Raw genomic sequence first — 24,808 nt, forward strand, 5'->3', positions numbered from 1 at the left:
ACTATACGTTATGGAAGGCAACTACTACATGATTCATGATTATCTGATATTCATCGGGGTTTTTGCCATTTTCCTGTTTCTGACCACCAGTATTTATCTTTTCAGCCAACATCAGAAGCTGAAACAGAGAAATATCAAACTATCAGAAACCAACAAACTTATTGAACAGCGCCTGAACGAGGTACACCTGGAACATATCGGTACAAAACTGAATCCGCATCTGTTTAAAAACATCCTTAATTCAGTTCAGTCACATGCCTATCAGACCTATATGTCACTGGATAAGCTGGCCAATGTACTGGATTATATTTTATATGAGAGCAATAACAAGTATGTCAGCCCTAAAGAGGAGCTCAATTTTGCTTTAAGCCTCATTGAAATTAATAAAATCAAGATCAATCCTCTTTTTGACTTCAGAATTAAATCAAGGATTAATAAGTCGGATGCTTTGTATGAAGAAAAGGTATTTGCTCCGCTGATCTCTGTAGATCTTATTGAAAATGCCTTCAAACATACAGATTTCCTGGCCCAGGACTCTTTCATTTCTATTTATTTGGAGCTTGAAAACGGCATATTCACTATGAAAGTAAGCAATAAAGCTTCTTTAAAAAATATTCTGGAAAAAGAAAAAAGCGGTTTTGGAAGCCAGTCTTTTGATCAGAGGCTTAAGATGATCTACAGTACGTACTACCAGCTGGAAAGAAGCTCAAAGAACGGGATCTTTACAGCAGAATTAAAAATCAATTTAGGAGAATTCTATGATAAAATGCGTTATTCTGGATGATGAATTACTGGCCATCAGTTATTTAAAACTTCTATGTGAGCAGATCGATAATGTAGAAGTGGTAAAAGCATTCAATGATCCTAAAGTTTTCCTGAATGAAATAGACAGCATCGACTGCAATCTGTGTATTCTGGATATTGAAATGCCCGGAATGACAGGCCTTCAGGTAGCTGAAATTATTTCAGGCTCAAAAAAAATCATCTTTACAACCGCCTATAAAGAATATGCAGCAGAAGCTTTCGATCTGAATGTAGTAGATTATGTAAGAAAGCCTATCAAAAAAGAAAGACTGATCCAGGCATTTGAAAAAGCAAAAGAACTGGTGGAAAACAGTCCTAAAAAGGCTTTTATTGAGTGGAATACCAATATCGGAAAAACCGTCATATTTACTGAACAGATTTCTTATATCAAAACCTCAGAAATAGACAGCAGAGATAAAGATATCATTCTCAGTGACGGAACAACCATTGTTCTAAAAAATTTAAATTTTAAAAATCTTCTGGAAATGCTTCCGTCTAAAGATTTCGCACAGGTCAACAAAAAAGAGATCATCGCCCTTTCTTCAATTAAAGTATTTTCAACCAACGAAATCATTACAACGATCCCTTCGGAAGATCATACTTTTCTGAAACTACAGATCGGAGATGCCTATAAAAATTCTCTGATGGAGCTATTCGGAAAATAAACCTCTTCCAGATCTTTCCGGTTTCATTACAGAATATCTGTGCTTTATTACAACTCCTCTTTTTCAACTTACAATCCATTTATTTTTGCACAGAATTAATTGATTGTATAATGAAAAAATTTTTCTATGTTGCGGGACTCCTCATATCCGGATTGTATTTTTCCCAGGAAACTCAGTCAAAAGTTAAGGCTTCATTTTTTGATGGAGTAGCAACAGCCGGATATGTGGACCATGGTGCTTTTATCAATTTTACAGGTCCAAATGTAAGTCTTACCCATAAAAATCTGAAATTTTTGCTCGGAATGCTTCCTTCACTGAGAATAAAAGAAGACCACTCTTCCAGCACCAGAAACAGTCTTATTATGCCTACTTTAGGAGCTGGTCTCACCATGGTCTACAAAAAAATCGCAGTTCAGATTCCGGCTTATTACAATGCCAAAACAGCAGATCAGAATGGCAGCTGGAAAATAGGTTTCGGATTGGGTTATTCATTCAGATAGATTTTATTACATTTTTTAGAACATTCATTACATTTTAAAAAAAAGAGTATTTAACATAACTATATTCTTTTCAACTTTGCATCAAAATTGGAATCATGAATTTGGGGAAATACAAAAATTTAATTTTCTACGTTACTACTATCGCTGTCTTTTCTACCCTGATGTATTATTTCATCATCGAAGGACAGACGCTGGAAGTAAAAGAAAATATCGTTGCTAACACCAGCAGCGGCTCTACCTGGGAAAATTTCCTGGAATCCTTTAAAACCAATCTTCACCATCCGCTTGCATTATTACTGGCACAGATCGTCACTATTATTATGACAGCAAGACTTTTCGGATGGATTTGTATGAAAATAAAACAGCCGACGGTAATCGGAGAAATGATTGCCGGGATTGTACTGGGCCCGTCACTTGTCGGAATGTATTTTCCTGAATTTTCAGCATTTCTTTTCCCGAAAGAATCTTTGGGTAACCTTCAGTTTCTGAGCCAGATAGGCCTTATACTCTTCATGTACATCGTCGGAATGGAGCTGGATCTGAGCGTATTAAGAAAAAAAGCGCATGATGCCGTTGTGATCAGCCACGCCAGTATCATTATCCCTTTTGCATTGGGAATAGGACTTTCCTATTTTGTGTATCAGGAATTTGCCCCGGATGGCATTCAATTCACTTCCTTTGCTTTATTCATAGCCATTTCTATGAGCATTACTGCATTCCCGGTATTGGCAAGAATTGTACAGGAAAGAAATCTTCAGAAAACCAAACTGGGAACTATTGTTATTACCTGTGCCGCGGCCGATGACATTACTGCATGGTGTATTCTTGCGGCAGTCATTGCGATTGTAAAAGCAGGCTCTTTCGCCAGCTCTATCTATGTGATCATCATGGCAATTGCCTATGTGTTTTTAATGATTAAAATTGTCAGGCCTTTCCTTAAAAGGGTTGGCGATCTTCAGGCAGGCAAAAATACCATCAGCAAACCTATGGTAGCCATTTTCTTCCTAACCCTGATCTTATCTGCCTATGCTACTGAAGTAATTGGTATTCATGCACTGTTCGGTGCTTTTATGGCAGGAGCTATTATGCCGGAGAATGCCAAATTCCGTACACTATTTATTGACAAAGTTGAGGATGTGGCGTTGGTACTGCTGCTTCCATTATTCTTTGTATTCACGGGACTTCGTACCCAGATTGGCCTGCTTAATGACAGCCATCTGTGGATGACAGCAGGATTTATTATTCTGACCGCCGTTCTCGGAAAGTTTGCGGGAAGTGCACTCACAGCAAGATTTGTCGGTATTAGCTGGAAAGAAAGTTTAACCATCGGAGCTCTGATGAACACAAGAGGCCTTATGGAGCTTATCGTACTGAACATCGGATATGACCTTGGAGTTCTAAGCCCGCAGATATTCGCAATGCTTGTGATCATGGCATTATTTACAACATTCATGACAGGGCCTGCGCTGGATTTCATCAACTTCCTTTTTAAATCTAAAAAAAATCCGGATGAAAAGATTCATGAAAACGATTCAAAATACCGGGTACTCCTTTCTTTTGACAAGCCGGAATCCGGCAGCACCTTATTGAAACTGGCGCACAATTTTACCCATAAAATGAATGGTAATAAAAGCATCACTGCCATGAATATTGCCCCTGTAGATGAAATGCACGCTTATGATATCAATGAATATGAAGATTCCCAGTTTCAGAATGTGATTGAAACGTCGCAGGAACTGAATCTTGAAGTGACTACTCTCTTCAAAGCTTCTACTGATATTGAAAGTGACCTTACCAGCATTACCAATAAGGGACATTATGACCTTCTGCTGATCATGCTCGGAAAGTCCATGTATGAAGGAAGTTTATTGGGGAGATTATTGGGCTTTACAACCAAAATCATTAATCCTGAAAAACTTTTGAATACGGTAAAAGGTAAAGGAAATATATTCAACAACTCTCCTTTTGACGACTTTACCCTTCAGATCCTTGACAAAACCAATATTCCCGTGGGAGTTTTGGTGGAAAAAGATTTTAACGCGGCAGACAAAGTATTTGTTCCGATCTTTAACCTGAGTGATTTTTATCTTCTGGAGTATGCAAAAAGACTGATCAATAACAATAATTCTCAGATTATCATTCTGGATGCTGCAGGCCAGATCAGAAATAATATCGAGGTGAAAGAGCTGATCAGAAGTATAGAACAGGTGGCTCCTAATCATATCACCCTCTACAATGAAAAAAAGATTGAGAAAGAATTTCTGAATGCTCAGGACCTGATGCTGATCAGCAGTAAAAGCTGGAAAAACCTGATCGATACTAAAAGTCTTTGGCTCTCTGATATTCCATCCACCTTAATAATATCAAATCCATAATACAATAACACACCGATATTTCTATTTCTACCGGAAGCTGTAAATATTATTCGTTGTCTGTAAAGAAAAAACGGGTATATTTATAGCTTCAATTTTTTGGGACATGCTGATTAACAGTGAAAATGGAGTTATAGAGCTGGAATCCTTTACTACCAGACTTTATAAGGGAATGAGTCTTGATCAGCTGGAACAGTCTGATTTTTATAAAGAAAAATACCATAGTATACAGGATGTAAAAACCGGGTATTTTTGGTACTATTTTAAGAGTATAGAAATACAGGGGTACCAGGTATCTTTCAGTCTGTGCTTTTTCGGAGATCAGCTGGACATTATCCAGATGAACACATGGGAAAATGGCGATGCAAAAGACTGGAATGAATGGACAGAAGAGAAAGAAATGAAAGTCTTCCATCGGAACAACACTTTTCTATCTCAGATTCTGGACAGGCTTCCCACCCAAAAACAGAAAAAACCTTACCCAAGCCGGACCTTTATCTTTCCCTGGGGAAATGTATGGTCGGTCTACGATCCGCGAAGTGCCGGCAGCTTTATGGGAATTAATTTTAATGAGGAGGAAAACAAATAAAAATAACTTTTAACCAAAGATTAAGATTATAATATGTGCCGATATGCCATGATGGTTTACAAAGGTCATTATGCCTGTTTCAACTGCCAGAAAACATTCAAACGCCGTATCCTGAAAGATGTGGACAGGGACGCCCAGATATCAGTAGAAGCCAAATGTCCCGAGTGTGGAAATCTGATGGCCAATATGGGATTAGATTTTAAATCACCGGCAAAAAATGATGACAAACAATGGGCCCATATCCGGGATTTGTATACAGTCGGGATCACTTTCCATTCATGTGGATGTTCAGGACCGGGATATATTCCTCAGGACCGGAAAGCTATTATTGACTATCTGGAAAAGGTACGTTCAGAATATATGAGATCTCTGGTGTTCTGGAGGTACCGTATTGAACCAGAAACAAAAAAAGACCGGGAACTGGATTATCAAAAAAACAGTTCACATCTATGGGCTGTTAACCGTAATGCTTTTAAAGAAACGGTAACCAATCAGGAAGGCATCAACTATTGGCTCAAAAGGATCAACGAAGTTGAAGAAAGACTCCATATTATCAAGGCTGATCAACAGAAATAACAGACATTATTCTGCCAGTTTCAGAAGCTTTTTGAAACTCTCTGTTAAGTTTTTCTCCTGTTCAGACGTATAATCAGCACTGATATTGAATCCACGTCCTGTCGTATTATTGATCATAATGATGTTTCCATTTTCAAAGTAATTTCTGGTTGTGATAACCTCTGACTTATTGAGATCAAAGGCTTCCGTATCATTATGATCTTTCATAGCTTTAGCATCATAGAAAAACGGACGGTTATACCTGTATTCTTTCTCCAGAACAAAAGACAGCTGTCCATTCATCAGATAATACTCCATAAGGATCTGCCCTGTTTCTCCATAATATCTGGCGATCACTTTTTCCAGCTTTTTATCTGCATAATAAAATACTGCTTCTCCCCCTTCAGCCGTTTCTCCTTCAATAGTTTTCTTTTTTACAGAACTCCATTTTGCATAGGAATTAATTCTTTTAAAGTTGGCCCGTATAGGATTCAAACGGTCTTCCAAGGACTTAAAAGCAATGATACCCTGCTCTTCGATCCTCTTCTTAATCTCCCCTGTATCTTTTCTTTTGGTGGTAAAAAAAACTGAAGACTGATGATTGAGGTTTTGGGCATATCCGGTACTGATACCAATCAATACGGTAAAAATTCCATATAAAAATCTATTCTTCATGAGTGTTTTTTACAGATTTAAAATGAACAGCTAAATTAACTTATAAAACAAGTACAGAAGCATCAAAACATAAAAAAGTTTTAAACACTTAAGTTTTTTCAGTACCTAGCCTTAAGTTTTGTGAAAATCTTTGATTTTTATCTTATGTGAACTTTTCTGCAGGATCATTTTAAACCTGCTTAAGTGAACTCAAGTGTTCTAAAATAAAACCTTTTGAGACTTTTGTGGTTGGTAAAGTTTAAACAACTTTATAATTTAGAAAAGAAATTTCATTTCATTTAAAAAATATTTTTACCTTTGCTGCATGAATTTTAACAACGGAACATATTATTATAGAATTTTTACCTCAGCTCTGGGATAGGGATTCTTATGAATATAATTTAAAACCTCGTCCTAAGGACGAGGTTTTTTTATTTAAAAAATTTAAAAAGATGAAAATAAGTATTATTGGAGTGGGATTGATCGGTGGTTCGATGGCTCTGAAATTAAGAGAGAAAAACATCGCCAGCTTCATCTACGGGATAGATAACAATACACAGCATATCAGTGACGCATTGGATCTTAAAATCATTGATGCGGGTGCAGATCTGGAAGAGGGAATCAAAAACTCTGACCTTATTATTCTTGCCATTCCTGTAGATGCGGCCAGAAAACTATTACCCGCTGTTCTAGACCTCGTGTCTGATCAGCAAACTGTTATGGATGCAGGTTCTACCAAAGCCGGAATTGTAAATGCCGTAAAAAGCCATCCGAAACGTTCAAGATTTGTCGCATTCCACCCGATGTGGGGAACAGAAAACAACGGTCCGAAGTCCGCAGTCGCAGAAAGTTTCTCAGGAAAAGCAGGCGTAATCTGCAACAAAGAAGAATCTGCAGAAGATGCATTGAATACTGTTGAACAGCTGGTTAATGCCCTTGACATGCATATGATCTACATGAATGCAGAAGATCATGATGTACACACAGCTTATATTTCCCATATCTCCCACATTACGTCGTATGCTCTTGCCAATACTGTACTGGAAAAAGAACGGGAGGAGGAAACCATTTTTCAGCTGGCCAGTTCCGGTTTCTCGAGTACCGTACGTCTTGCAAAGTCACATCCGGAAATGTGGGTTCCTATTTTTAAACAAAACAAAGAAAATGTGCTGGATGTATTGAACGAGCATATTACCCAGCTCAGAAAATTCAAATCTGCCCTTGAAAAAGAAAACTATGAATACCTTGAAGAACTGATTACCAATGCCAACAGAATTAGAGGAATTTTAAGATAAGTTATATTACGATACTGAAAGCCCAACGGTTTTTACTTTTATTTTATTAAGAAACCCTTAAACAGTAATGTCTAAGGGTTTTGTTTTGTATTGTAAATGGGAATTATTTTCATTAACATTCCGGAACGTTTACTGCAATTGCCAGTCCGCCTTCGGAAGTTTCTTTAAAGCGGTCACTCATAGACTGGGCTGTCTCCCACATCGTCTGAATCACCTCATCCAATGTTACCCTTGCTTTGGTAGGATCACTTTCCAGTGCAATATTGGCTGCCGTAATAGCTTTCATGGCACCCATTGTATTTCTTTCAATACACGGAATCTGAACCAGCCCTTTGATTGGGTCGCAGGTTAATCCAAGATGATGTTCCATGGCAATTTCTGCCGCCATCAAAACCTGTCCTACACTTCCGCCGAGGATCTCTGTAAGTCCGGCAGCGGCCATTGCGGAAGACACTCCGATTTCTGCCTGACATCCTCCCATTGCTGCAGAGATCGTTGCATTTTTCTTGAATAATGTTCCGATTTCTCCCGCCACAAGCAGGAATCTTACAATATCATCTTCACTGGTGAACGGGGTAAAGGCCTGAGCATACATCAATACTGCCGGAATAACACCGCTTGCTCCGTTGGTAGGAGCGGTTATAATCCTTCCGAAACTTGCATTCTCTTCATTCACAGCCAGCGCAAAGCAGGCAATCCATTTATTGATATTCGTAAAGTTCTCTTCAGCATCTACCACCTGCTGGAACCATTCATCTTTATTTTTATAGATTTTATCACCCAGAAGCTTTCTGTTGATTCCGGCGGCCCTTCGGGAAACATTCAGCCCACCCGGAAGAACCCCTTCCTTATTAACTCCTTTGTAAATACATTCTTTGATCTGCTGCCAGATGTAAAGTGCCTCTTGTTTTGTTTCTTCCTGAGTTCTCCAGCTTTCTTCATTGATCAGAATCAGATCTGACATTTTATGAAGCCCAAGCTTCTCACAGTATTTTGCGATATCAGAAGCTTTATGACAAGGATACAGGGTACGTACACACTGCTTTTGGATAGAATTCTTTTCCTGACTGGCAATGAAACCGCCTCCCACAGAATAAAAATCCTGCACAAGCTCAGTTCCATCCTCAAAAACAGCTCTGAAGATCATTCCGTTCGGGTGAAAATCAAGGCTTTTTTTCATATTTAAAACCAAATGATGGCCATAAATAAATGGGATAACCTTCTCGCCCCCCAGATTGATTGTTTGAGTGCTTTTAATATAGTCTATTTTCTCATCAATTTTTGAAGTATTGATTGTTTTAAAATCTTCGCCGTTCAGCCCGAGCATTCCTGCAATATCAGTTCCGTGCCCAATCCCCGTTTTTGCGAGTGAGCCAAAAAACTCAAGAAAAACCTCTTTCACTTCTTCGATTGATCTTTCTCTTTTTATAATCCTGATAAATGCAGCAGCTGCATTCCAAGGCCCCATGGTATGCGAACTGGAAGGGCCTATTCCTACTTTAATAATTTCAAAAACCGATATTGATTCCATAAATGATTCGTCATTTTCCTCAAAAACAAAGATACATGATAAATCCTAAAATCAATCTTCAAATCTTTAATGAAAACAGAGATCTGATCAGAATATAAAAACTATTGCAGACATTCCTCATGCTGGGAGAGATCAAGCCCTTTATTTTCAGACTCTTCAGATACTCTTAATGTGATTATTGAATCTGTAATTTTATATAAAAGCAATGAGCCAAAAAATGTAAAAACGGAAACCAGAACCAAAGCAGCCATATGATGAAGAAAAACATCAAGCCCCCCATGAAGCAGACTTGCATTTTCACCATGGGCAAAAACAGCAGTAAGAATCATTCCCATGATCCCTCCTACTCCATGACAGGCAAAAACATCCAGTGTATCATCTATTTTCTTTAAAGGTTTCCAATTCACCATTACGTTAGAAACTATTGCAGAGATAAATCCTATAAAAAGGCTTTCCTGAATGCTTACAAAACCACATCCGGGAGTAATTGCCACCAACCCTACTACAGCCCCGATACAGGCTCCCAAAGCCGAAACACTTCTCCCATTGATTCTGTCGAAAAAAATCCATGTCATCATCGCTGAAGCAGAAGCAATAGTAGTTGTCCCAAAAGCTGTCGCTGCCGAAGCGGAAGCACTCAATGCGGAACCAGCATTAAATCCGAACCATCCGAACCAGAGCATTCCTGTACCAAGAAGTACATAAGGAATATTGGAAGGCTCATGATGTGGATTTTTCCTGTTTCCAACCACCAAAGCACCTGCAAGAGCTGCAAAACCTGCGCTCATATGCACGACTGTTCCACCGGCAAAATCTTTCACTCCGAAATATTTATTCAAAAGGCCATCAGGATGCCATACCATATGACAAAGCGGTGTATAAATAAAAATACTGAAAAGAACGATGAATAATAAATAAGAAATAAAACGTACCCTCTCTGCAAAAGATCCTGTAATAATGGCAGGAGTAATCACTGCAAATTTCATCTGGAACAGGGCAAAGAGAATAAAAGGAATAGTGGGAGCCATTATTTTATGCGGCAGATCCCCCACTCCACAGAAAAACGGGTAACTTAATGGATTTCCGATAATACCATAATGTTTTCCGCCAATGGTAATTCCCAGTGAATTTCCAAAAGATAAAGAGAAACCTACGACCACCCATACCAAAGAGATAACACCTAAAGCAATAAAGCTCTGCAGCATGGTTGAAATCACGTTTTTCCTGCCAACCATTCCTCCATAAAAGAAGGACAGTCCGGGGGTCATCAGCAGGACAAGTCCTGCCGCAGCCAGAATCCAGGCAACATCGGCCCCTACAATTTTATCTTCGCTTAAAAATTCTCCTGTATCAGGAATATCTGCAACCGGATTCCAGAATAAACCTCCGATTGCTACAAGTGTAATGACAGAAAATGAAACGATCCATTTTAATCCTACTTTCATAAAATTTATATTTAACCCTATCAAATTTAAACATAAATTTTATAAAAACTACCTTTTTAAAACAATACCCCTATAAAAAAATATTATTTAACAAACAATATATTTAATTTTCACAAAACACCTCCTTCAGTATTTTAGAAACTTCTTTGGATTTTGTTGCCGGAAAAAGATGGGTTCCTCCCTTCACCACATAATCCGGATTCGAATAACGGATCGGAAAAACAATGTCTTTATCCCCTAATATCTGAATCACCTGGGGATTTTCTTCAAACTTCCATTCAGAAACTTTTTCTACCGACCATTTGAGGTAATAAGGATCTCTTACTTTAAAATATTGCAGAAGCTTTGGATTTTTCGGATCAAAAAGCTTCCTGATAACAGCGTATACATTGGCTGCCTTATCATTGAATAATCCTACAGGTAATATTCTTGGTATTTTGGTAACCTCACCTGTCTTTATAAATCTGGATTTTTCTTTGTCAGATTTTATACTTCCGAGAATAACGACCTTCTCAGCAGGTTTCAGCTGATTGATTTCCTGGACGATAATTCCTCCGAAAGAATATCCCAAAAGACAGAATGGCTCTGAATCATCTACTTTCTCCGCCATTCTTTTAACATAAGCATCAAAAGGTTCATTTTTTTCAGGGATAAGCCAGTCTATAAAAATCAGTTCACAGTGTTTGGGAAACTCTATTCTTTCAAGGACCTTAAAGTCTGCTCCCAGACCGCTCACAATATAAATTTTCATACCACTAATTTATAAAAAATACAGGAACAGAGCTAAAAAAAGCAGTTCTCACGAACTGCTTTCTGTATCAATAAAAATATATCTTATTTTTTCTTTTTTGGAACCCTGTTTTCATTATCCAGCATTTCCGTAGAAACTTTAAACTGAATATCCATTTCATTCTTGATAAAATAATCTTTCAGTGAAGACTGATAGAATACTTTAAAGTCTCTTCTGTTCAGAGAGAATTTGGCAGATTCAATAGATGTGGTAAACTGGGTAACATATACATTTGCAGGGAAAGAGATTGTTTTCCTCACTCCTTTAAGGGTAAGATCACCATATACGGTAGAATTGTATTCACTGTTTGCTAATGGAATAATTTTAGTCAAATGGAATTTTGCAATAGGGAATTTTTTTACTTCAAAGAAGTTGGAGCTTTTCAGATCATTTGTAAGCTTGATCTGATCTTCATCTGAAACATCTCCTGCCATCAGACTCCTCATATCTATTACAAACTCTCCGTCTACAAGAACTGTATGGTCAAAGTTGAATTTTCCGCTTTTTAACTTTACGGTTCCTGAATGGGAAGTTTCCTGGGTTTTTACCACCTTATACCCCCACCATCTGATCTCTGATGAAGTCACTTTTGAAACCTTATCAAATTTCTTTTGGGCAGAAACAAATGATATACTTGCGCACACCATAGCAAACAATAGTAATCTTTTCATTCTTTTTTATTTACAATTCAACAAAAATAAAAAAAAGTGTAGAACTTCTACACTTTTAACAATCTTTTTTTGATTAATTTACTGAGCAGTTACTTTTACAAGCATATCGATATCATCTTTCACAAAAACATCCTGCATCGTAGACTTATAAGCTACATCAAATTTCTGTCTGTCGAAAGAGAATTTGTTTGATACTAAACTTACCACTCCTTTGCTGTAAGAAATCTTGGCAGGGAAAGAAATAGGGTTTGTTTTTCCTTTCACCGTAAGGTTTCCTGTTACAAGAGAATTGTAGATTTTATCATTATTTTTCTTTACTCCTGTAATTTTGAAGGTTGCAGTAGGGAATTTTTCAACTTCAAAGAAGTCACCATTCTTAAGGTGTCCGTTTAATTTCTGCTGATATTCTCCTGTAAGGTCAGTAGAACTGATAGAAGTCATATCCAATACGAAGCTCCCGCCTACCAATTGGTTTCCTTTCATTACCATATCACCAGATTTTACTTTTACAGTACCATCGTGAGAGCTGGCCTCAGATTTTGCCACTTTGTATCCCCACCAGTGTACATCAGACGCTACTACTTTTTTTGACTGTCCAAATGCTAAGCCACCAGCTAAAACTGCTAATAAAAATATTTTTTTCATTGAATAGAGTTGTTTACTTATTTAACGGTACAAAGGTAGCATCTTCTTTCATAGATTTCATTGATGTATATCAATAAAATTTATTATTTTCATGAATAATATCATCTCATAAAAAAACTCCGGATATCCGGAGTTTTATTTTATAGCTGGTAGTAAGCCGTATAAAGCGCTATACCATTTAATGCTGTGTGATTTTGCTTGACCAGATAGATTGGAGTACTTCTAAGCATCTCCTCCATTTTATCACTGATCTTGAACTTTTCGTAGAATTTAGCCTTGTCAATATATTCTCTTACGATCTGAGGAATATCTCCGGCAATCAGCAGCCCTCCGGTGGCTTTCAATTTTAATGTAAGGTTGTTCGCCTCTCTTGCCAGAAACTCAAGGAAGGTATCTAAAGCAATTCTGCAGATCAGGACATTGTCCTCAGTAGCTGCTTTATATAATTCCTCCACGAAATTTCCCTGTGCAAGACGTTCTCCTAACCATTCCGGCTCAGGATGTCTTTTCACATCTCTCAGGAATCGGTAAATATTGAATAATCCTGACTTGGAAAGTACATTTTCCCAGCTTACAATACCATAGATATTGTTCAGGAACTGGTAAAATTCAACTTCTACATTGGTTCTTGGCGAAAACTCCGAGTGTCCTCCTTCTGTTGCAAAAGGTCTCAGGTATTTTCCGTCAAAAAAATATCCGGCTTCACCCAATCCGTTTCCGGGAGCAAGCACAGCTACATTTCCTTTCTCAAGGTGCCCGCCGGTATAGATTGCCTCAAGATCATTATCTTGCAGCAGAGCCATTCCGTAAGCAGATGCTTCAAGGTCATTCAGCATGTCTACTTTCTCAAAGCCGAAATCACGGGCATATTCAGCAACATCTAAATGCCAGCCCAATCTTGCAGGGGTACTCTTTCCGTCTAATACAGGTCCCGGCACAGCCATTCCCAGACGTTTTACATTTTGCAACTGATTGTCCTGAACAAACTTTTTCAAAATATCTGAAAAAGAAGAGTATTCCTGGGTTGCATATGTATTTTCTACTTTTATCTCAAGACCTCCGTTCCCGGAAACGAAATAGCCTAAGATTGTTATGTCTTCACGGAGACTTGCCCCGATGATAGAAACATGATCATTATTACTGTTCTCTACTCCTGGTAAATAAAGTGGAAATTTTGGATTCAGAATCATAACCTCAAATTTTACCAAATATAATAATTGTTTTTGTAAATCCTGCACAGAACAAAAAAACCTTTCCACTTTCGTGAAAAGGTTTTGGTTAATAATTGTTTATATATTAAATCTAACTACTTTCCTAATGGAATATTGTAACCGAATCCTACTCCGATATTTCCCACATTATAGTCCTGACCAGGCAAATCTCCTTTTGTTCCTACAAAAACCTTTTGGTATTGCACGAAGAAATTCCAGTCTCTGTTGTGGTATCCGATCTCCGGTTTAAGGTAAAACCCTCCGTCTGCTCTTTCAACACCGGTATTTGATGCAACTGCTTTATCTCCAACTAAGAAACCATATCCTAAGTCTGTTCCGAAATAAAACCCGGTCTGTTTCGGATAAATTCTGATTAAAGCCGCTACAGGAATTACCCCTACATCATTATTTTTATATCCGTTATTGTCTTTTCCAAAATAGTGAGTATATCCTGATGCGATACCTAGTCCAAATCCCGGTGTAATCAGGTTTTGGTAAGATACATCTACTCCTACTGCAGCGGAAAGATTATCTGAGGGAACTGCTAAACCAACATTTGCACCTACTTTGATCATATTATTCATCTGAGCACTTTGGGCACTTGCTATACCTGCTGTTAAAATACCAGCCAGTACTATTGCTTGTTTAAACATTTTCATAACTCTAATTTTTAAATTTTACTAAACAAAAGGATGTAAAAATCATGCCAAGCAACGATATCACTTTGATTTTAACACACAAACAAATCATAAACAAATGAATATCAATGATTTATTTTTAACAAAATTTAAATGTTTGTTTAACAAAAATTATCAAAAAATAATCTCAAAAAGTGAATTAAAGGATGAAAAAGGAAGCTGGAAAAAATATACCTCCATAAAATCAATCCTATTTCTACCATCCAAAACTTCCTGCTTCTTGCCTCCTGTTTCCAGCCCTCTCAACAATATTAACAATCCTTAACCCGTTTCTATTTTAACCTTCTTCTTTGAAATACATCAAAAAAATAAATTCTCCCATGATAGCTGATTCATTACAAAAAAACAAGCATCTTCTTTGGCGGGCAGGTTTTGGCGTTGGTATTAATCAAATTGATGATCTGAAAAATAAGAACACCAAAACATTGATGAATGAATTATTTAAAGAAGACAGCTTCAAAGAGGTTACTTATGATACTCCTGATCCGGTTTTTGCAGCTGATTACATGAACAGTACAGCTTCTGCCGAAATGAAAAAAGAAATGCAGCGGATCAACAGGGAACAAAACAATGAGCTGAATCTGAATTTTCTGAATACTATCGTCAACAGTAAAGAACAGATGAGAGAAAAGATGGCGTTTTTCTGGCATGGACATTTTGCCTCAAGAGTCGTCAATCCAAAATTCAACAGGCAGCTTTTAAATACCATCAGAAAAAATGCGCTGGGAAATTTTAAAGAGTTGCTTTTCGAAGTAAGCCAATCGCCTGCCATGCTGAATTTTCTGAATAATCAGCAGAATAAAAAAGATCATCCCAATGAAAATTTTGCCAGAGAAGTCATGGAACTTTTTACCATGGGAAGAGGTAACTATACCGAAAAAGACGTCAGAGAAGGTGCCAGGGCCTTTACAGGATGGAGCTATGACAAGGAGGGTAACTTTAAAGAAAGAAAAAATCTCCACGATGAAGGCACCAAATCTTTTTTAGGAAAAACAGGAAACTTCAATGGAAATGATATTTTAGACATTATTCTGGAACAGAAAGCTACCGCACAGTTTATTACGGCAAAAATTTATAAATTCTTCGTCAATGAAAAAGCAGACCAGGAGATTGTCAGCAGGCTCAGTACAAATTTCTACAATTCCGGATATGATATCAAAAAGCTCATGACTGAGATATTTTCCAGTACATGGTTCTATGATCAGAAGAATATCGGCAACCGGATAAAATCTCCTGTGGAGCTGATGGCAGGTATCATGCGGATCCTTCCGATGCATATTCAGAATCCGGAAAACCTCATCGTTTACCAGAAATTATTAGGACAGATGCTGCTTTATCCACCCAATGTAGCAGGATGGCCCAATGGAAAATCATGGATTGACAGTTCTACACTGATGCTGCGACTCCAGGTTCCACAGATATGGTCCGGCCTCCGGCCTCTGGAATACAGCCCCCGACAGGATGATGATATCGATATGGGAATGAAATCCCGTGAAAATGCCTTGAACAAAAGTTTTAAAAATCCCAATATTACGATCGACTGGGATCGCATCGAAAAACTTTTTGCCAACAGGAATTGTGAAGATTATATTCTCCAGAATACGCGAAGCCTTGATATGAGTTCAGTAAATAATTTTTCTGACAGGAGTATCAAAATGAATGTCATCAACCTGATGTCTACCCCGGAATATCAGTTAATGTAGGCAGAAGATTTCAGGTTACAACCTATCACCTATACCTTAAAAACAAAATTATGTTAATCAAAAGAAGAGAATTCCTTAAGATAAGTTCACTGGCTACCGCTTCTATGCTGATGCCTAATTTCTTAAAAGCCATGACCCTGGATGAAGCTTTGAACCCCAGTCAGAATATCCTGGTAGTTCTTCAGTTTACAGGTGGAAATGATGGGTTGAATACTATTATTCCTGCTAAAAATGATATTTATTTCCGGGAAAGGAAAACGCTGGCTATCCAGGATTCTATGCCATTAACAGATGAAGCAGGGATTAATCCGTCTCTCTCTTATTTTAAAGAACTTTTTGACAACGGAGAGCTTTCTGTGATGAACAATGTAGGATATCCTAACCCGGACAAATCCCATTTCCGGAGTATGGATATCTGGCAGTCGGCAAGCAGAAGCGATCAGTTCCTGGAAACAGGCTGGCTGGGTCGATTTCTGGATGAAGAATGCTATCGCTGCGACCACCCTACTCAGGCACTGGAGGTGGATGATATGCTAAGTCTTGCTTTAAAAGGAGAAAATAACAAAGCATTTGCTTTTAAAGATCCTAAAAGACTGTATCAAACCAGCCAGGAAAAATATTTCAAGTCGCTTTATGACCATCATCATGATGATGAAACCGTGTCTTACCTTTATCAGACTTTAGGTTCCACCATCAATAATGCTGATTATATTTTTGAAAAAAGCAAGGCCAAAAAAACAGAGCAGATTTATCCCAATTCTCAACTGGGAAAAGACTTTAAAACAGTAGCTTCTTTAATAAAATCCGATATCAATACTCAGGTTTATTATCTTTCTGTAGGAAGTTTTGATACCCATGTCAATCAGAATGAAAGACAGAAAAAACTGTTCGATGACATCAATGAGGCTGTAAAATCATTTGTTGCCGATATGAAAAGCAACGGACTTTTTAATAATATCCTGCTGATGACCTTTTCAGAATTTGGCCGTCGTGTAGCCCAGAATGCGAGCAATGGAACAGATCATGGAACAGCCAATCAAATGTTCTTTATCAGTGGCAATCTAAAAAGAAAGGGATTGCTGAATGCCCTTCCTGATTTACAGAATCTGAATGAAGGGGATCTGATCTACAAAGAAGATTTCAGAAAAGTATATGCTACGATCCTTAAAAACTGGCTTAAAGCCGATTCTTCCAAAGTGTTGGGATGGAAAGATGGAATTTATGATTTTGTGTAGGGAAACCGCAAAAGTCACAAAAGTTTTTAACACTTAAGTTATTTGGGATATTTCTAAACGCTGAAGAAGTACACTTAAGTTTTTTTAAATCTCCGATTTTTCAAATGATAATAGTATTGTTTAGATTCCTGCGGAATGTAACAATGGGAATGATAGCCAACCCACACAGTTCGTCATTCCGTAGGAATCCGGCCTTAGTTATCAGAAAAAATAATTAAAAAAATACAATCTGACCAAAATTCCAACTGAAGACGTGAAAATTCCCCTCCTCTGAAGGGATGGCGAAAATTCAAAGAATTTTTGACGGGGTGGCTATCCATCTTCATCAACAAAAAAAGAGACCGTATATATTATAACAGTCTCTTTTTCAATAATTTTAAATTGTAACTACTTTACGTTTAAGCTGTAATCTGCTTTGGTTCTTTTTCTTTCTGATCTTCTTTTTTATCAAGCTTCTCAGATATTTTTTTAACAATATATTCTATCGCTATGGGTGCTATGATTGCAATTAATGCTTTAAATATTCTTGATTTCATACATTTAATTTTGTGATTATCAATAATGCAATTTCCAAGCCAAGATAATATATGGCAATAGATGATCTTGTGCAGAGTCCTTTGAGAAGCTGTTTTAAAGTGTTTTAATTTTCTTCAGGAACAACCAGATTCTGATAATTTTTACTTCCGGCGTTGAACTTTTCTTCCATTTTCCGCCTTAATTTCTGAGGTTTATGTACTACGAGAGAGTCTCCAAATCCTAGCAGTAACCTTTCCAGTTCAAAATTGATCTGAACACAGATTTTAAATAAAGTTCCTTCATGATCTTCCCTGATAATCTCCTGACTTTTATGCAGCGGTTTGGTTTTCACATACGGAGCATTTCCTGAATCTACCCAAAAAATTACATTTCTGGGAACAATTCCTTCTGAGACCGTAACACCTACAATATCTTTAAAATATTCATCTCCATCCAGCTCTTTATCAATAAACGGCAGGATATCATCTGTTTCAATACGTTCCATTCTGTCCAGTGCAAGATTATACATTTTCTGCTTATAAAGGCAGATGAGAAACCAACGGTTGTTAAACTCCTTCAGCAGCTGCGGGTGCACAGTGTATGTATTGGATTCTCTTGCGGTAAAGCTCTTGTAAAGAATCTTCAATACCTTTTTATTTATAATGCTTTCGTACAGAATATCAATATGCTCCAATCCCTTCAGCTGCTCATTCTTATCCAGATGAATAATAGATTTCTGACTGGTGGAATGAATGGAGTCTTCCAGCTTCTGAATCACCCCATTCATCTCTTTGAACATGGAAAAGTCCTTGAACTGTTTTAATATCTGAACCGCATTATTCATAGCCTTCAGATCACTTTCGTTCACAGAGATGTTATGAATGCTGTATTCAGGATCGCTATAACGGTAGTATTTTCTTTCGTAAACTTCAATAGGAGCCTCATAACCGAATTTTTCACTCCGCATATTCTGCAGGTCAAGCTGAACCGTACGCTTACTTACATAGGATTCTTTTCCCTCGAATTCAAACAATGCTTCTGAACATTCATCAATGAGATCTTCCAGGGTATATTTCCTGTATTTGTTTTTAAGACATTTATCTAATGTTTTGTAGCGGATCAGGGCGTTTTTATTAGATGACATGGTGTTATTTTTTTGCAAAAAAGCGAAATGGCAGATCTGCTTGTATATTGATCGTTTATTAACTGTTAATTATAACTTTAGCTGACATAAAGATGATAACCGTTTTTGAGGTTTCACCTTTTTACCCACTTTTACTCTGGTTATTTCTCTTTCAGAGCATTTTCGTCAAAGGTAATCCCTTCCCAGCCGAATTTTATAAAGTTACGGATATTCTGGTGATCATCTCCCTGCGGGTTTTTCAAAACATCATCCCTGTAGAATTCACCAAAAAGCGAAAGGGTTTCTTCTTTTGTCAGATCATGAATGCTGGCAAAGCTGAACAGTTTACATGAACCATTGTTCTGCCCTGCCTGATTGGTCGTATCTCCATTTTTAAAAGCAGTAGGGGTAAACTCATAATGTTCGTCAATATAGGCTATAACATCACTGAACTGAATGGTTTCAGGGAAATGTTTCAATTGCTCTAATAGTACCATAGATATCGGGGTTTATTATTTTATATTTATTTCAGGCAGATTTTTCACATTGGCTGGTCTGCTCTTTTTAGAATTTTTGTAAAAATAATTAAAATTTCTTTACCTACGCAAAACTATTGCGCAATAAAGGTATTACTTTGCATCATCAAAATGAAACAACAATGGAATTTAATGGAAATCATTTAATCGAATTAGGATATAGACCTGCAAAATGGTTTAAAGATGCCATTAGCTATATCAATGAGAATCAACTGGATGATCAGCAGATTGCAGAATATCTGGTGCAGTTCAGACAGCCGGATCTTATTCCGCTTCATGAAACAGCTAAAGATTTTATGATCAATATACGTGCAGAACATGAAAGTGAAAATGATAATGTAGAAAAAGTAATCAGAACAATGAAAGTTCTGATGAAGACCCCTACACTGATCGGAGGAGCTTTAATGCCGGATGCCTGCCCTACTGGTCCAGAAGGCCAGATTCCGGTAGGAGGTGTGGTGGTTGCCCAAAATGCCATTCACCCGGGATTCCATAGTGCTGATATCTGCTGTTCTGTGATGCTGACAGATTTTGGAAAAGCCAATCCTAAAGATGTTCTGGATGCTGCGCATTCTGTAACGCACTTCGGATATGGAGGAAGACCAAGAGGAGAACAGATGCCGATGTCACAGGAACTGATGGAAGCCTTCAGAGAAAATGAATTCTTAAATGATGAAAAACTGATCAGCATTGCCCGTTCTCATATGGGAACCCAGGGAGACGGAAACCACTTCCTTTTCGTTGGAATTTCTAAAAATACAGGAAATACCATGATGGTAACACATCACGGGTCAAGAGCTCCTGGAGCAGCATTATATGATAAGGGAATGAAGGTTGCCAACCGTTTCAGACAGGAAATTTCTCCTGAAACATTAAAAGAAAACGCATGGATTCCTTATGATACACAAGAAGGTAAATCCTATTGGGAAGCCCTTCAGCTGATCAGACAATGGACCAAAGAAAATCATACCTCTCTTCATGATGCTGTGCTGAGCAAGCTTGAAATGGAAAAGGAGAACAGATATTGGAATGAACATAACTTCGTTTTCAAAGACGGAGACCTGTTTTATCATGCAAAAGGAGCCACTCCGCTGGATGATAAGTTCATGCCTGATATTACAGGGCCAAGACTGATCCCGTTGAATATGTCTGAGCCGGTACTGATCGTTCAGGGAACAACCAACGAAAGAAACTTAGGTTTTGCCCCGCATGGAGCAGGAAGAAACTTCAGCAGAAGCCAGCATAAAAAATCTCTGGCTCATAAAACAACTGAGGAAATCTTCAATGAGGAAACAGCAGGGCTGGATATCCGTTTCTATTCCAATGAAATTGATATTTCTGAGCTTCCGAGCGCTTATAAAAGCGCAAAGAATGTAAGAGCACAGATTGAAGAATACGGACTGTGTGAAGTATTGGATGAAGTGATGCCTTACGGATGTATCATGGCCGGAGATGTGCAGAAAAATGCACCATGGAAGAAAAAGAAGAAATTCAGAAAAGCATAATTTTTAATCTAATATAAAACCTTACAGGTTTTCAAAAACTAATAACCAACCTTGCAGGTATAAAAGCCTGTAAGGTTCATGAAAACTTTTTTTATAACGGCAGGGGCAGTAGCTCAGATGGTTAGAGCAACAAAATTACTTTTCGCTGCAGGCAGATAAAGTTCCTATAAATCACCAAGATTGTGGGTCACAGGTTCGAGTCCTGTCTGCTCCTCATCACAATGAAAATGCTTATATTAACCTATTCATTTTCATTGGTTAAAAAATTTAAGGCAAAGAAAGTTCCTATAAGATTAAAATTACTTTCCGCCTTTTTAACCCATTATAAGGCACAGGGAGTTCCTATATTTTTGGATAAATTACTCCCCGCTTTTTATAAACTATAGGTAAAAGGAGTTCCTATACCCTTCACTTTTAATGAATCTACTCCTCACTTATTTTTTAAACTTAAAACAATGAAAACACTACAATTATTCAATGCGGTACTGGCTAAAGAATCGAGTGCAAAACCATTTATTTCCAATGACGGTTTTATCATTGAACCTAATGCTGTTTGGGCAAAAAATAAAATCATATCCTTCTATGCCAGGGAAAAACTGAACGGAAATGACCTGAACAAAACCTTCCATAAATCATGGGAGAAAATAAAGAATACCTCCAGATATGATTTATTAATTGAACAGATCACTCATTATGTTTCAACCTATGGAAGTGATTTTCAGAACGAAATTTATATTCCTGCTGAAATACTGAATGTCCCGGATATGAAGATGGTTTTTAAAGTCATCAAAGCGTATACTGTGGAAGAAATGCAGGAAAAATGTCTTTCTCTTTTAAGATCAGGAATGGCTTTAAAGGAAGAAACCATTGATGACTTGCTTGATATCCTGCATAACGAACTGGAATATGATTTTACAGGAAAAGAAAATATCAGAAATAAGGAAGCCATTATAAAAATAGCTGATCTGTATGCTATTTATCCTGAAAATCCGGTTGAATTTTTCCGTTATATTATTTATAAAACAACCAATACGACGCTTTTGATCAAAAACGATGACTTAATTAATCTGATCAAACAGAGTAAAGTCAATCCAACCTATTTGTTTGAAAGCTTCGGACTGGAAAAAATGGCAGAAATCTTTAACCGATTTAAACCATTATTCCTTGCTTATAAAAACAGAGCTCCGAAAGCCATCAATAAAATATCAAAACTGTCTAAAGTGCATCATAAACCACTGATCTCAAATCCGTTGAATGATGCTACCAATACATTGCTGGAAAACAGCGACTGGCATTGGCTGGAAAATGCGACACCGTTTGCACTGTTCAAAACATTGTCAGCATGCCATTCAAGAATATACGGGCAGGATACCTTTGTCTACAGAGTGAGAAACGGAAAATCATGGACTAAAAAAGGGAAGGAAACTTATGCGAATCAGTTCAACTATGATTTTATCATGGATTATCTGAAACTGAAGTACGAAAACCTATCCGGAAAGAAATTTTATTTCCCTGAGAATGTAGAATTTGCATTACCAACTTCAGAAAAAATGTTTGTTGGAAATATTCCTACCGGAACCCGTTTTTATGCTGAAAGACTGGCTGTAGGGGTTTATTGGGAAGATCAGTGGGGAGCTCGTGACCTTGACCTTTCAGGACTGAATATCGCCGGAAAAATAGGCTGGAATGCCGCTTATAATCATGGTGACGGACAGCTGATGTACTCCGGAGATATGACTTCTGCTCCAAATGGTGCGGTTGAATATCTTTACGCCAATAAAGGACACTGTGCACCAACACTTGTGATGAACAACGTTTTCAGCGGAAATGCGGATTCGGGATATAAAATCATCATCGGAAAAGGAGACAAGATTTCCTACGACTATATGATGAATCCTAATAATCTGTTTGCTGAAGCCAGATGTAATTCTGTCCAGAAGCAAATGATTTTGGGAATGCTGGTGACAAAGAACGAAAAACAATGTTTTGTACTATTGAATTTCGGCGCAGGTCATTCTCATGTTTCAGGAAATAATCAGGTTTCTACGATGGCCACAACGGCATTATACCAACAATGGTATGAAGCAATGTCTTTCAATGAACTTGTAAAAGAGCTAGGCGCTGAGATCACCACAGAAAAAGCGGAAGCTGATTTTGATTTCTCACTGGAAAGCCTTGAAAAAGATAGTTTTATCAGAATTTTTAAATAAATTCTATGACGTCATCTGATGGTATCGGGTGGCGTTTTTTGTGAAATTCTGCTGGTAAACGCTGAAAACCACCCCGTCAAAAATTCTTTGAATTTTCTCCACTCCTCCGGGAGAGAGGAATTTTTACGTCTTCAGCTGGGATATTGGTCACTGCTATACATTCATCTTTTTAACTGAAAATATTCCTTCATTTAAATTAATGATCATTTTCTTTCCATAATCAATCTGAATACTGAACATATTCTCCAGAGGAAACTGAAGGACCGCCTGAAGGATCAGACGAATGACTCCTGCATGGGTGATGATAAGGACTTTATTGGTATCTCTTTTCTCAGTCAGCTCATTCCAGAAGCTGAGGATGCGGGTCTGCATGTCAAGAAGATTTTCACCGCCGGAGGTTTTTACTCTGATAAAATCACTGTACCACGGATTGATTTCTTCTTCCAGAATATCTGTCCATTTTTTCAGCTCCCAGTTCCCGAAATTCATTTCGCGGAGCCTTTCATCAGTTTGATAATTGAGTTTAAAATGATCAGCTAAAAGACGGCATCGCTGGGAAGGGCTGGAAACAATTACATCATAATCATCTTCTATATCCAATGATTTAAAATCTTCAAGATACCCCTTCCGTAAAGGTATTTCAGCAAAACCGTAACATAAGTTTTCCGGATTATCTACAGCAGTATGACGGATTAGATGAATTTCCATACGATGATTGTTCCTAAATAAAATAAAACTTCACAAACCTGCTGCACCGACCCCAGACAATCTCCTGTGTAGCCTCCGATATGCTTTTTAAAATACCAGCCCATGTATATTTTACCTGCATAAGCCAACGCAAAAGCAAAGATCAACCTCCAATCCGGAAACAGGGCAAAAGCAATTAAAACACTAATAAATCCTACGAGCAAAGCCATTCCATCCAAGGGTTTATGGGCCAGAGGTTTTGATTTACTGACATCAATATCCGTAACATATTGATGGGTATAGATCATGGTCCCTGAAATAAACCGGCTCACGGTATGCCCTAAAACAACAATGCATAAAATCCCCACCGGATCAGCCATCCCCAAAGCCTGAATACTGTAAAACTTCAAAGCAAAAAGCAGGATAATCCCAATAGTTCCATACGCTCCTACCCGGCTGTCCTTCATAATGGTCAGAATTTTTTCTTTTCCGTATCCGCCTCCGAAGCTGTCACACATATCTGTAAAACCATCCTCATGAAACGCTCCTGTCAGCAAAACACCGGCGATCATCATTAACACGATCCCTATTTCCAGGTTAAACAGCACTGTAGAAAGATAAAGCACTGCAGCGTTGATCAACCCTACCAAAAGCCCTACCCATGCAAAATACTTCTGAGATCTATTCATAATTTCACTGGAATACGGAACCTCAAACGGAACCGGAATTCTCGTGAAAAACATGAGTGCCGTGGCAAAGTAAATCAGTTCATTCTTGAGTACTTTCATCTTTTATTTTTAATATAAAAACTGGATTTATCAGTTTTCGTAAAATTAGGAAAGCTTTTAACAATGGTAAAGAGATCGAT

Annotated in this window: 24 protein-coding genes and 1 tRNA gene; 12 read left to right on the forward strand and 13 right to left on the reverse strand. The window is 37.7% G+C overall.

Features of this window, described 5'->3' with window-relative positions:
- The first annotated feature begins 10 nt into the window (after positions 1 to 10).
- The 6 genes from CRS_RS21080 to CRS_RS21105 all read left to right on the forward strand — a co-directional run bounded on the left by CRS_RS21080 (position 11) and on the right by CRS_RS21105 (position 5,506).
- On the forward strand, positions 11 to 784 hold the full coding sequence (locus CRS_RS21080; protein WP_142725917.1) for a histidine kinase: 774 nt from the start codon (positions 11 to 13) through the stop codon (positions 782 to 784).
- Positions 759 to 1,469 (forward strand): LytTR family DNA-binding domain-containing protein, encoded by a 711-nt coding sequence (locus CRS_RS21085; protein ID WP_142725918.1) that lies wholly within the window; start codon positions 759 to 761, stop codon positions 1,467 to 1,469. The genes CRS_RS21080 and CRS_RS21085 overlap by 26 nt, the downstream gene beginning before the upstream one ends.
- Before the next feature lie 110 nt (positions 1,470 to 1,579).
- Positions 1,580 to 1,969: a hypothetical protein gene (locus tag CRS_RS21090; RefSeq protein WP_142725919.1), complete on the forward strand. Its 390-nt coding sequence runs from the start codon at positions 1,580 to 1,582 to the stop codon at positions 1,967 to 1,969.
- A gap of 95 nt (positions 1,970 to 2,064) precedes the next feature.
- Complete coding sequence (locus tag CRS_RS21095) at positions 2,065 to 4,344, forward strand: cation:proton antiporter (RefSeq protein ID WP_228451317.1); 2,280 nt, start codon at positions 2,065 to 2,067, stop codon at positions 4,342 to 4,344.
- Positions 4,345 to 4,447: 103 nt separating this feature from the next.
- Complete coding sequence (locus CRS_RS21100) at positions 4,448 to 4,930, forward strand: hypothetical protein (protein WP_142725920.1); 483 nt, start codon at positions 4,448 to 4,450, stop codon at positions 4,928 to 4,930.
- A gap of 48 nt (positions 4,931 to 4,978) precedes the next feature.
- Complete coding sequence (locus tag CRS_RS21105; protein ID WP_228451318.1) at positions 4,979 to 5,506, forward strand: hypothetical protein; 528 nt, start codon at positions 4,979 to 4,981, stop codon at positions 5,504 to 5,506.
- Between the two features lie 6 nt (positions 5,507 to 5,512).
- Here CRS_RS21105 and CRS_RS21110 read toward each other — a convergent pair whose 3' ends face one another.
- Entirely contained in the window at positions 5,513 to 6,160 is a 648-nt protein-coding gene (locus CRS_RS21110) for a hypothetical protein (protein ID WP_142725922.1), read from the reverse strand.
- 431 nt (positions 6,161 to 6,591) lie between these two features.
- On the opposite strand from CRS_RS21110, the gene CRS_RS21115 reads away from it, so the two are divergent.
- On the forward strand, positions 6,592 to 7,434 hold the full coding sequence (locus CRS_RS21115; protein WP_142725923.1) for a prephenate dehydrogenase: 843 nt from the start codon (positions 6,592 to 6,594) through the stop codon (positions 7,432 to 7,434).
- Positions 7,435 to 7,546: 112 nt separating this feature from the next.
- Here the strand turns inward: CRS_RS21115 and CRS_RS21120 are convergent, their stop codons facing one another.
- The 7 genes from CRS_RS21120 to CRS_RS21150 all read right to left on the reverse strand — a co-directional run bounded on the left by CRS_RS21120 (position 7,547) and on the right by CRS_RS21150 (position 14,386).
- Complete coding sequence (locus tag CRS_RS21120; protein ID WP_142725924.1) at positions 7,547 to 8,965, reverse strand: L-serine ammonia-lyase; 1,419 nt, start codon at positions 8,963 to 8,965, stop codon at positions 7,547 to 7,549.
- A gap of 101 nt (positions 8,966 to 9,066) precedes the next feature.
- Positions 9,067 to 10,410, reverse strand: a complete 1,344-nt coding sequence (locus CRS_RS21125) for an ammonium transporter (RefSeq protein WP_142725925.1) — start codon at positions 10,408 to 10,410, stop codon at positions 9,067 to 9,069.
- Between the two features lie 103 nt (positions 10,411 to 10,513).
- Entirely contained in the window at positions 10,514 to 11,161 is a 648-nt protein-coding gene (locus tag CRS_RS21130) for an alpha/beta hydrolase (RefSeq protein ID WP_142725926.1), read from the reverse strand.
- 83 nt (positions 11,162 to 11,244) lie between these two features.
- Entirely contained in the window at positions 11,245 to 11,871 is a 627-nt protein-coding gene (locus CRS_RS21135; RefSeq protein ID WP_142725927.1) for a YceI family protein, read from the reverse strand.
- A gap of 78 nt (positions 11,872 to 11,949) precedes the next feature.
- Entirely contained in the window at positions 11,950 to 12,516 is a 567-nt protein-coding gene (locus tag CRS_RS21140) for a YceI family protein (RefSeq protein WP_142725928.1), read from the reverse strand.
- Positions 12,517 to 12,656: 140 nt separating this feature from the next.
- Positions 12,657 to 13,706, reverse strand: coding sequence for a glucokinase (locus tag CRS_RS21145; protein ID WP_142725929.1), 1,050 nt, complete (start codon positions 13,704 to 13,706; stop codon positions 12,657 to 12,659).
- Between the two features lie 116 nt (positions 13,707 to 13,822).
- A complete protein-coding gene (locus CRS_RS21150; protein WP_142725930.1) occupies positions 13,823 to 14,386 on the reverse strand; it encodes a hypothetical protein in 564 nt (187 codons plus the stop codon).
- A gap of 359 nt (positions 14,387 to 14,745) precedes the next feature.
- Between CRS_RS21150 and CRS_RS21155 the strand changes: the two genes are divergently transcribed.
- Positions 14,746 to 16,128 carry a DUF1800 family protein gene (locus CRS_RS21155; protein WP_142725931.1) on the forward strand — a complete coding sequence of 461 codons (1,383 nt, stop codon included), beginning with the start codon at positions 14,746 to 14,748 and terminating at the stop codon, positions 16,126 to 16,128.
- 50 nt (positions 16,129 to 16,178) lie between these two features.
- Positions 16,179 to 17,363 (forward strand): DUF1501 domain-containing protein, encoded by a 1,185-nt coding sequence (locus tag CRS_RS21160; protein ID WP_142725932.1) that lies wholly within the window; start codon positions 16,179 to 16,181, stop codon positions 17,361 to 17,363.
- A 398-nt stretch (positions 17,364 to 17,761) separates the two neighbouring features.
- Here CRS_RS21160 and CRS_RS24535 read toward each other — a convergent pair whose 3' ends face one another.
- The 3 genes from CRS_RS24535 to CRS_RS21170 all read right to left on the reverse strand — a co-directional run bounded on the left by CRS_RS24535 (position 17,762) and on the right by CRS_RS21170 (position 19,499).
- The gene (locus CRS_RS24535; RefSeq protein WP_002980888.1) at positions 17,762 to 17,899 is read right to left on the reverse strand and encodes a hypothetical protein; all 138 of its coding nucleotides are present in this window, start codon (positions 17,897 to 17,899) and stop codon (positions 17,762 to 17,764) included.
- A 104-nt stretch (positions 17,900 to 18,003) separates the two neighbouring features.
- Positions 18,004 to 19,023, reverse strand: a complete 1,020-nt coding sequence (locus tag CRS_RS21165) for a YafY family protein (RefSeq protein ID WP_142725933.1) — start codon at positions 19,021 to 19,023, stop codon at positions 18,004 to 18,006.
- Between the two features lie 140 nt (positions 19,024 to 19,163).
- Positions 19,164 to 19,499, reverse strand: coding sequence for a HopJ type III effector protein (locus CRS_RS21170; protein ID WP_142725934.1), 336 nt, complete (start codon positions 19,497 to 19,499; stop codon positions 19,164 to 19,166).
- A 743-nt stretch (positions 19,500 to 20,242) separates the two neighbouring features.
- On the opposite strand from CRS_RS21170, the gene CRS_RS24855 reads away from it, so the two are divergent.
- From CRS_RS24855 to CRS_RS21180, 3 genes are all read left to right on the forward strand, one after another.
- A complete protein-coding gene (locus tag CRS_RS24855) occupies positions 20,243 to 21,043 on the forward strand; it encodes an RtcB family protein (RefSeq protein ID WP_373995773.1) in 801 nt (266 codons plus the stop codon).
- Positions 21,044 to 21,145: 102 nt separating this feature from the next.
- A tRNA-OTHER gene (locus tag CRS_RS24540) sits at positions 21,146 to 21,257 on the forward strand.
- A gap of 241 nt (positions 21,258 to 21,498) precedes the next feature.
- Positions 21,499 to 23,253, forward strand: coding sequence for a hypothetical protein (locus CRS_RS21180; RefSeq protein WP_142725936.1), 1,755 nt, complete (start codon positions 21,499 to 21,501; stop codon positions 23,251 to 23,253).
- Positions 23,254 to 23,406: 153 nt separating this feature from the next.
- Here CRS_RS21180 and CRS_RS21185 read toward each other — a convergent pair whose 3' ends face one another.
- Together CRS_RS21185 and CRS_RS21190 are read right to left on the reverse strand one after the other, a co-directional pair.
- Complete coding sequence (locus CRS_RS21185; RefSeq protein ID WP_142725937.1) at positions 23,407 to 23,961, reverse strand: histidine phosphatase family protein; 555 nt, start codon at positions 23,959 to 23,961, stop codon at positions 23,407 to 23,409.
- Positions 23,946 to 24,728: an adenosylcobinamide-GDP ribazoletransferase gene (locus CRS_RS21190; protein ID WP_142725938.1), complete on the reverse strand. Its 783-nt coding sequence runs from the start codon at positions 24,726 to 24,728 to the stop codon at positions 23,946 to 23,948. The genes CRS_RS21185 and CRS_RS21190 overlap by 16 nt, the downstream gene beginning before the upstream one ends.
- Positions 24,729 to 24,808: the final 80 nt, after the last annotated feature.

Origin of the sequence: Chryseobacterium sp. ON_d1 (assembly GCF_006829085.1) — a bacterium.
GTDB lineage: Bacteria > Bacteroidota > Bacteroidia > Flavobacteriales > Weeksellaceae > Chryseobacterium.

What these genes read in the sequence shown, in the direction of transcription:
- CRS_RS21090 (WP_142725919.1), top strand. Translation starts at nt 1,580, where the DNA reads ATGAAAAAATTTTTCTATGTTGCGGGACTCCTCATATCCGGATTGTAT.
- CRS_RS21165 (WP_142725933.1), bottom strand. Translation starts at nt 19,023, where the DNA reads ATGTCATCTAATAAAAACGCCCTGATCCGCTACAAAACATTAGATAAA.
- CRS_RS21160 (WP_142725932.1), top strand. Translation starts at nt 16,179, where the DNA reads ATGTTAATCAAAAGAAGAGAATTCCTTAAGATAAGTTCACTGGCTACC.
- CRS_RS21110 (WP_142725922.1), bottom strand. Translation starts at nt 6,160, where the DNA reads ATGAAGAATAGATTTTTATATGGAATTTTTACCGTATTGATTGGTATC.
- CRS_RS21105 (WP_228451318.1), top strand. Translation starts at nt 4,979, where the DNA reads ATGATGGTTTACAAAGGTCATTATGCCTGTTTCAACTGCCAGAAAACA.
- CRS_RS24855 (WP_373995773.1), top strand. Translation starts at nt 20,243, where the DNA reads ATGGGAACCCAGGGAGACGGAAACCACTTCCTTTTCGTTGGAATTTCT.
- CRS_RS21185 (WP_142725937.1), bottom strand. Translation starts at nt 23,961, where the DNA reads ATGGAAATTCATCTAATCCGTCATACTGCTGTAGATAATCCGGAAAAC.
- CRS_RS21100 (WP_142725920.1), top strand. Translation starts at nt 4,448, where the DNA reads ATGCTGATTAACAGTGAAAATGGAGTTATAGAGCTGGAATCCTTTACT.
- CRS_RS21140 (WP_142725928.1), bottom strand. Translation starts at nt 12,516, where the DNA reads ATGAAAAAAATATTTTTATTAGCAGTTTTAGCTGGTGGCTTAGCATTT.
- CRS_RS21120 (WP_142725924.1), bottom strand. Translation starts at nt 8,965, where the DNA reads ATGGAATCAATATCGGTTTTTGAAATTATTAAAGTAGGAATAGGCCCT.
- CRS_RS21150 (WP_142725930.1), bottom strand. Translation starts at nt 14,386, where the DNA reads ATGAAAATGTTTAAACAAGCAATAGTACTGGCTGGTATTTTAACAGCA.
- CRS_RS24535 (WP_002980888.1), bottom strand. Translation starts at nt 17,899, where the DNA reads ATGAAATCAAGAATATTTAAAGCATTAATTGCAATCATAGCACCCATA.
- CRS_RS21180 (WP_142725936.1), top strand. Translation starts at nt 21,499, where the DNA reads ATGAAAACACTACAATTATTCAATGCGGTACTGGCTAAAGAATCGAGT.
- CRS_RS21115 (WP_142725923.1), top strand. Translation starts at nt 6,592, where the DNA reads ATGAAAATAAGTATTATTGGAGTGGGATTGATCGGTGGTTCGATGGCT.
- CRS_RS21095 (WP_228451317.1), top strand. Translation starts at nt 2,065, where the DNA reads ATGAATTTGGGGAAATACAAAAATTTAATTTTCTACGTTACTACTATC.
- CRS_RS21125 (WP_142725925.1), bottom strand. Translation starts at nt 10,410, where the DNA reads ATGAAAGTAGGATTAAAATGGATCGTTTCATTTTCTGTCATTACACTT.
- CRS_RS21085 (WP_142725918.1), top strand. Translation starts at nt 759, where the DNA reads ATGATAAAATGCGTTATTCTGGATGATGAATTACTGGCCATCAGTTAT.
- CRS_RS21080 (WP_142725917.1), top strand. Translation starts at nt 11, where the DNA reads ATGGAAGGCAACTACTACATGATTCATGATTATCTGATATTCATCGGG.
- CRS_RS21130 (WP_142725926.1), bottom strand. Translation starts at nt 11,161, where the DNA reads ATGAAAATTTATATTGTGAGCGGTCTGGGAGCAGACTTTAAGGTCCTT.
- CRS_RS21135 (WP_142725927.1), bottom strand. Translation starts at nt 11,871, where the DNA reads ATGAAAAGATTACTATTGTTTGCTATGGTGTGCGCAAGTATATCATTT.
- CRS_RS21190 (WP_142725938.1), bottom strand. Translation starts at nt 24,728, where the DNA reads ATGAAAGTACTCAAGAATGAACTGATTTACTTTGCCACGGCACTCATG.
- CRS_RS21170 (WP_142725934.1), bottom strand. Translation starts at nt 19,499, where the DNA reads ATGGTACTATTAGAGCAATTGAAACATTTCCCTGAAACCATTCAGTTC.
- CRS_RS21155 (WP_142725931.1), top strand. Translation starts at nt 14,746, where the DNA reads ATGATAGCTGATTCATTACAAAAAAACAAGCATCTTCTTTGGCGGGCA.
- CRS_RS21145 (WP_142725929.1), bottom strand. Translation starts at nt 13,706, where the DNA reads ATGATTCTGAATCCAAAATTTCCACTTTATTTACCAGGAGTAGAGAAC.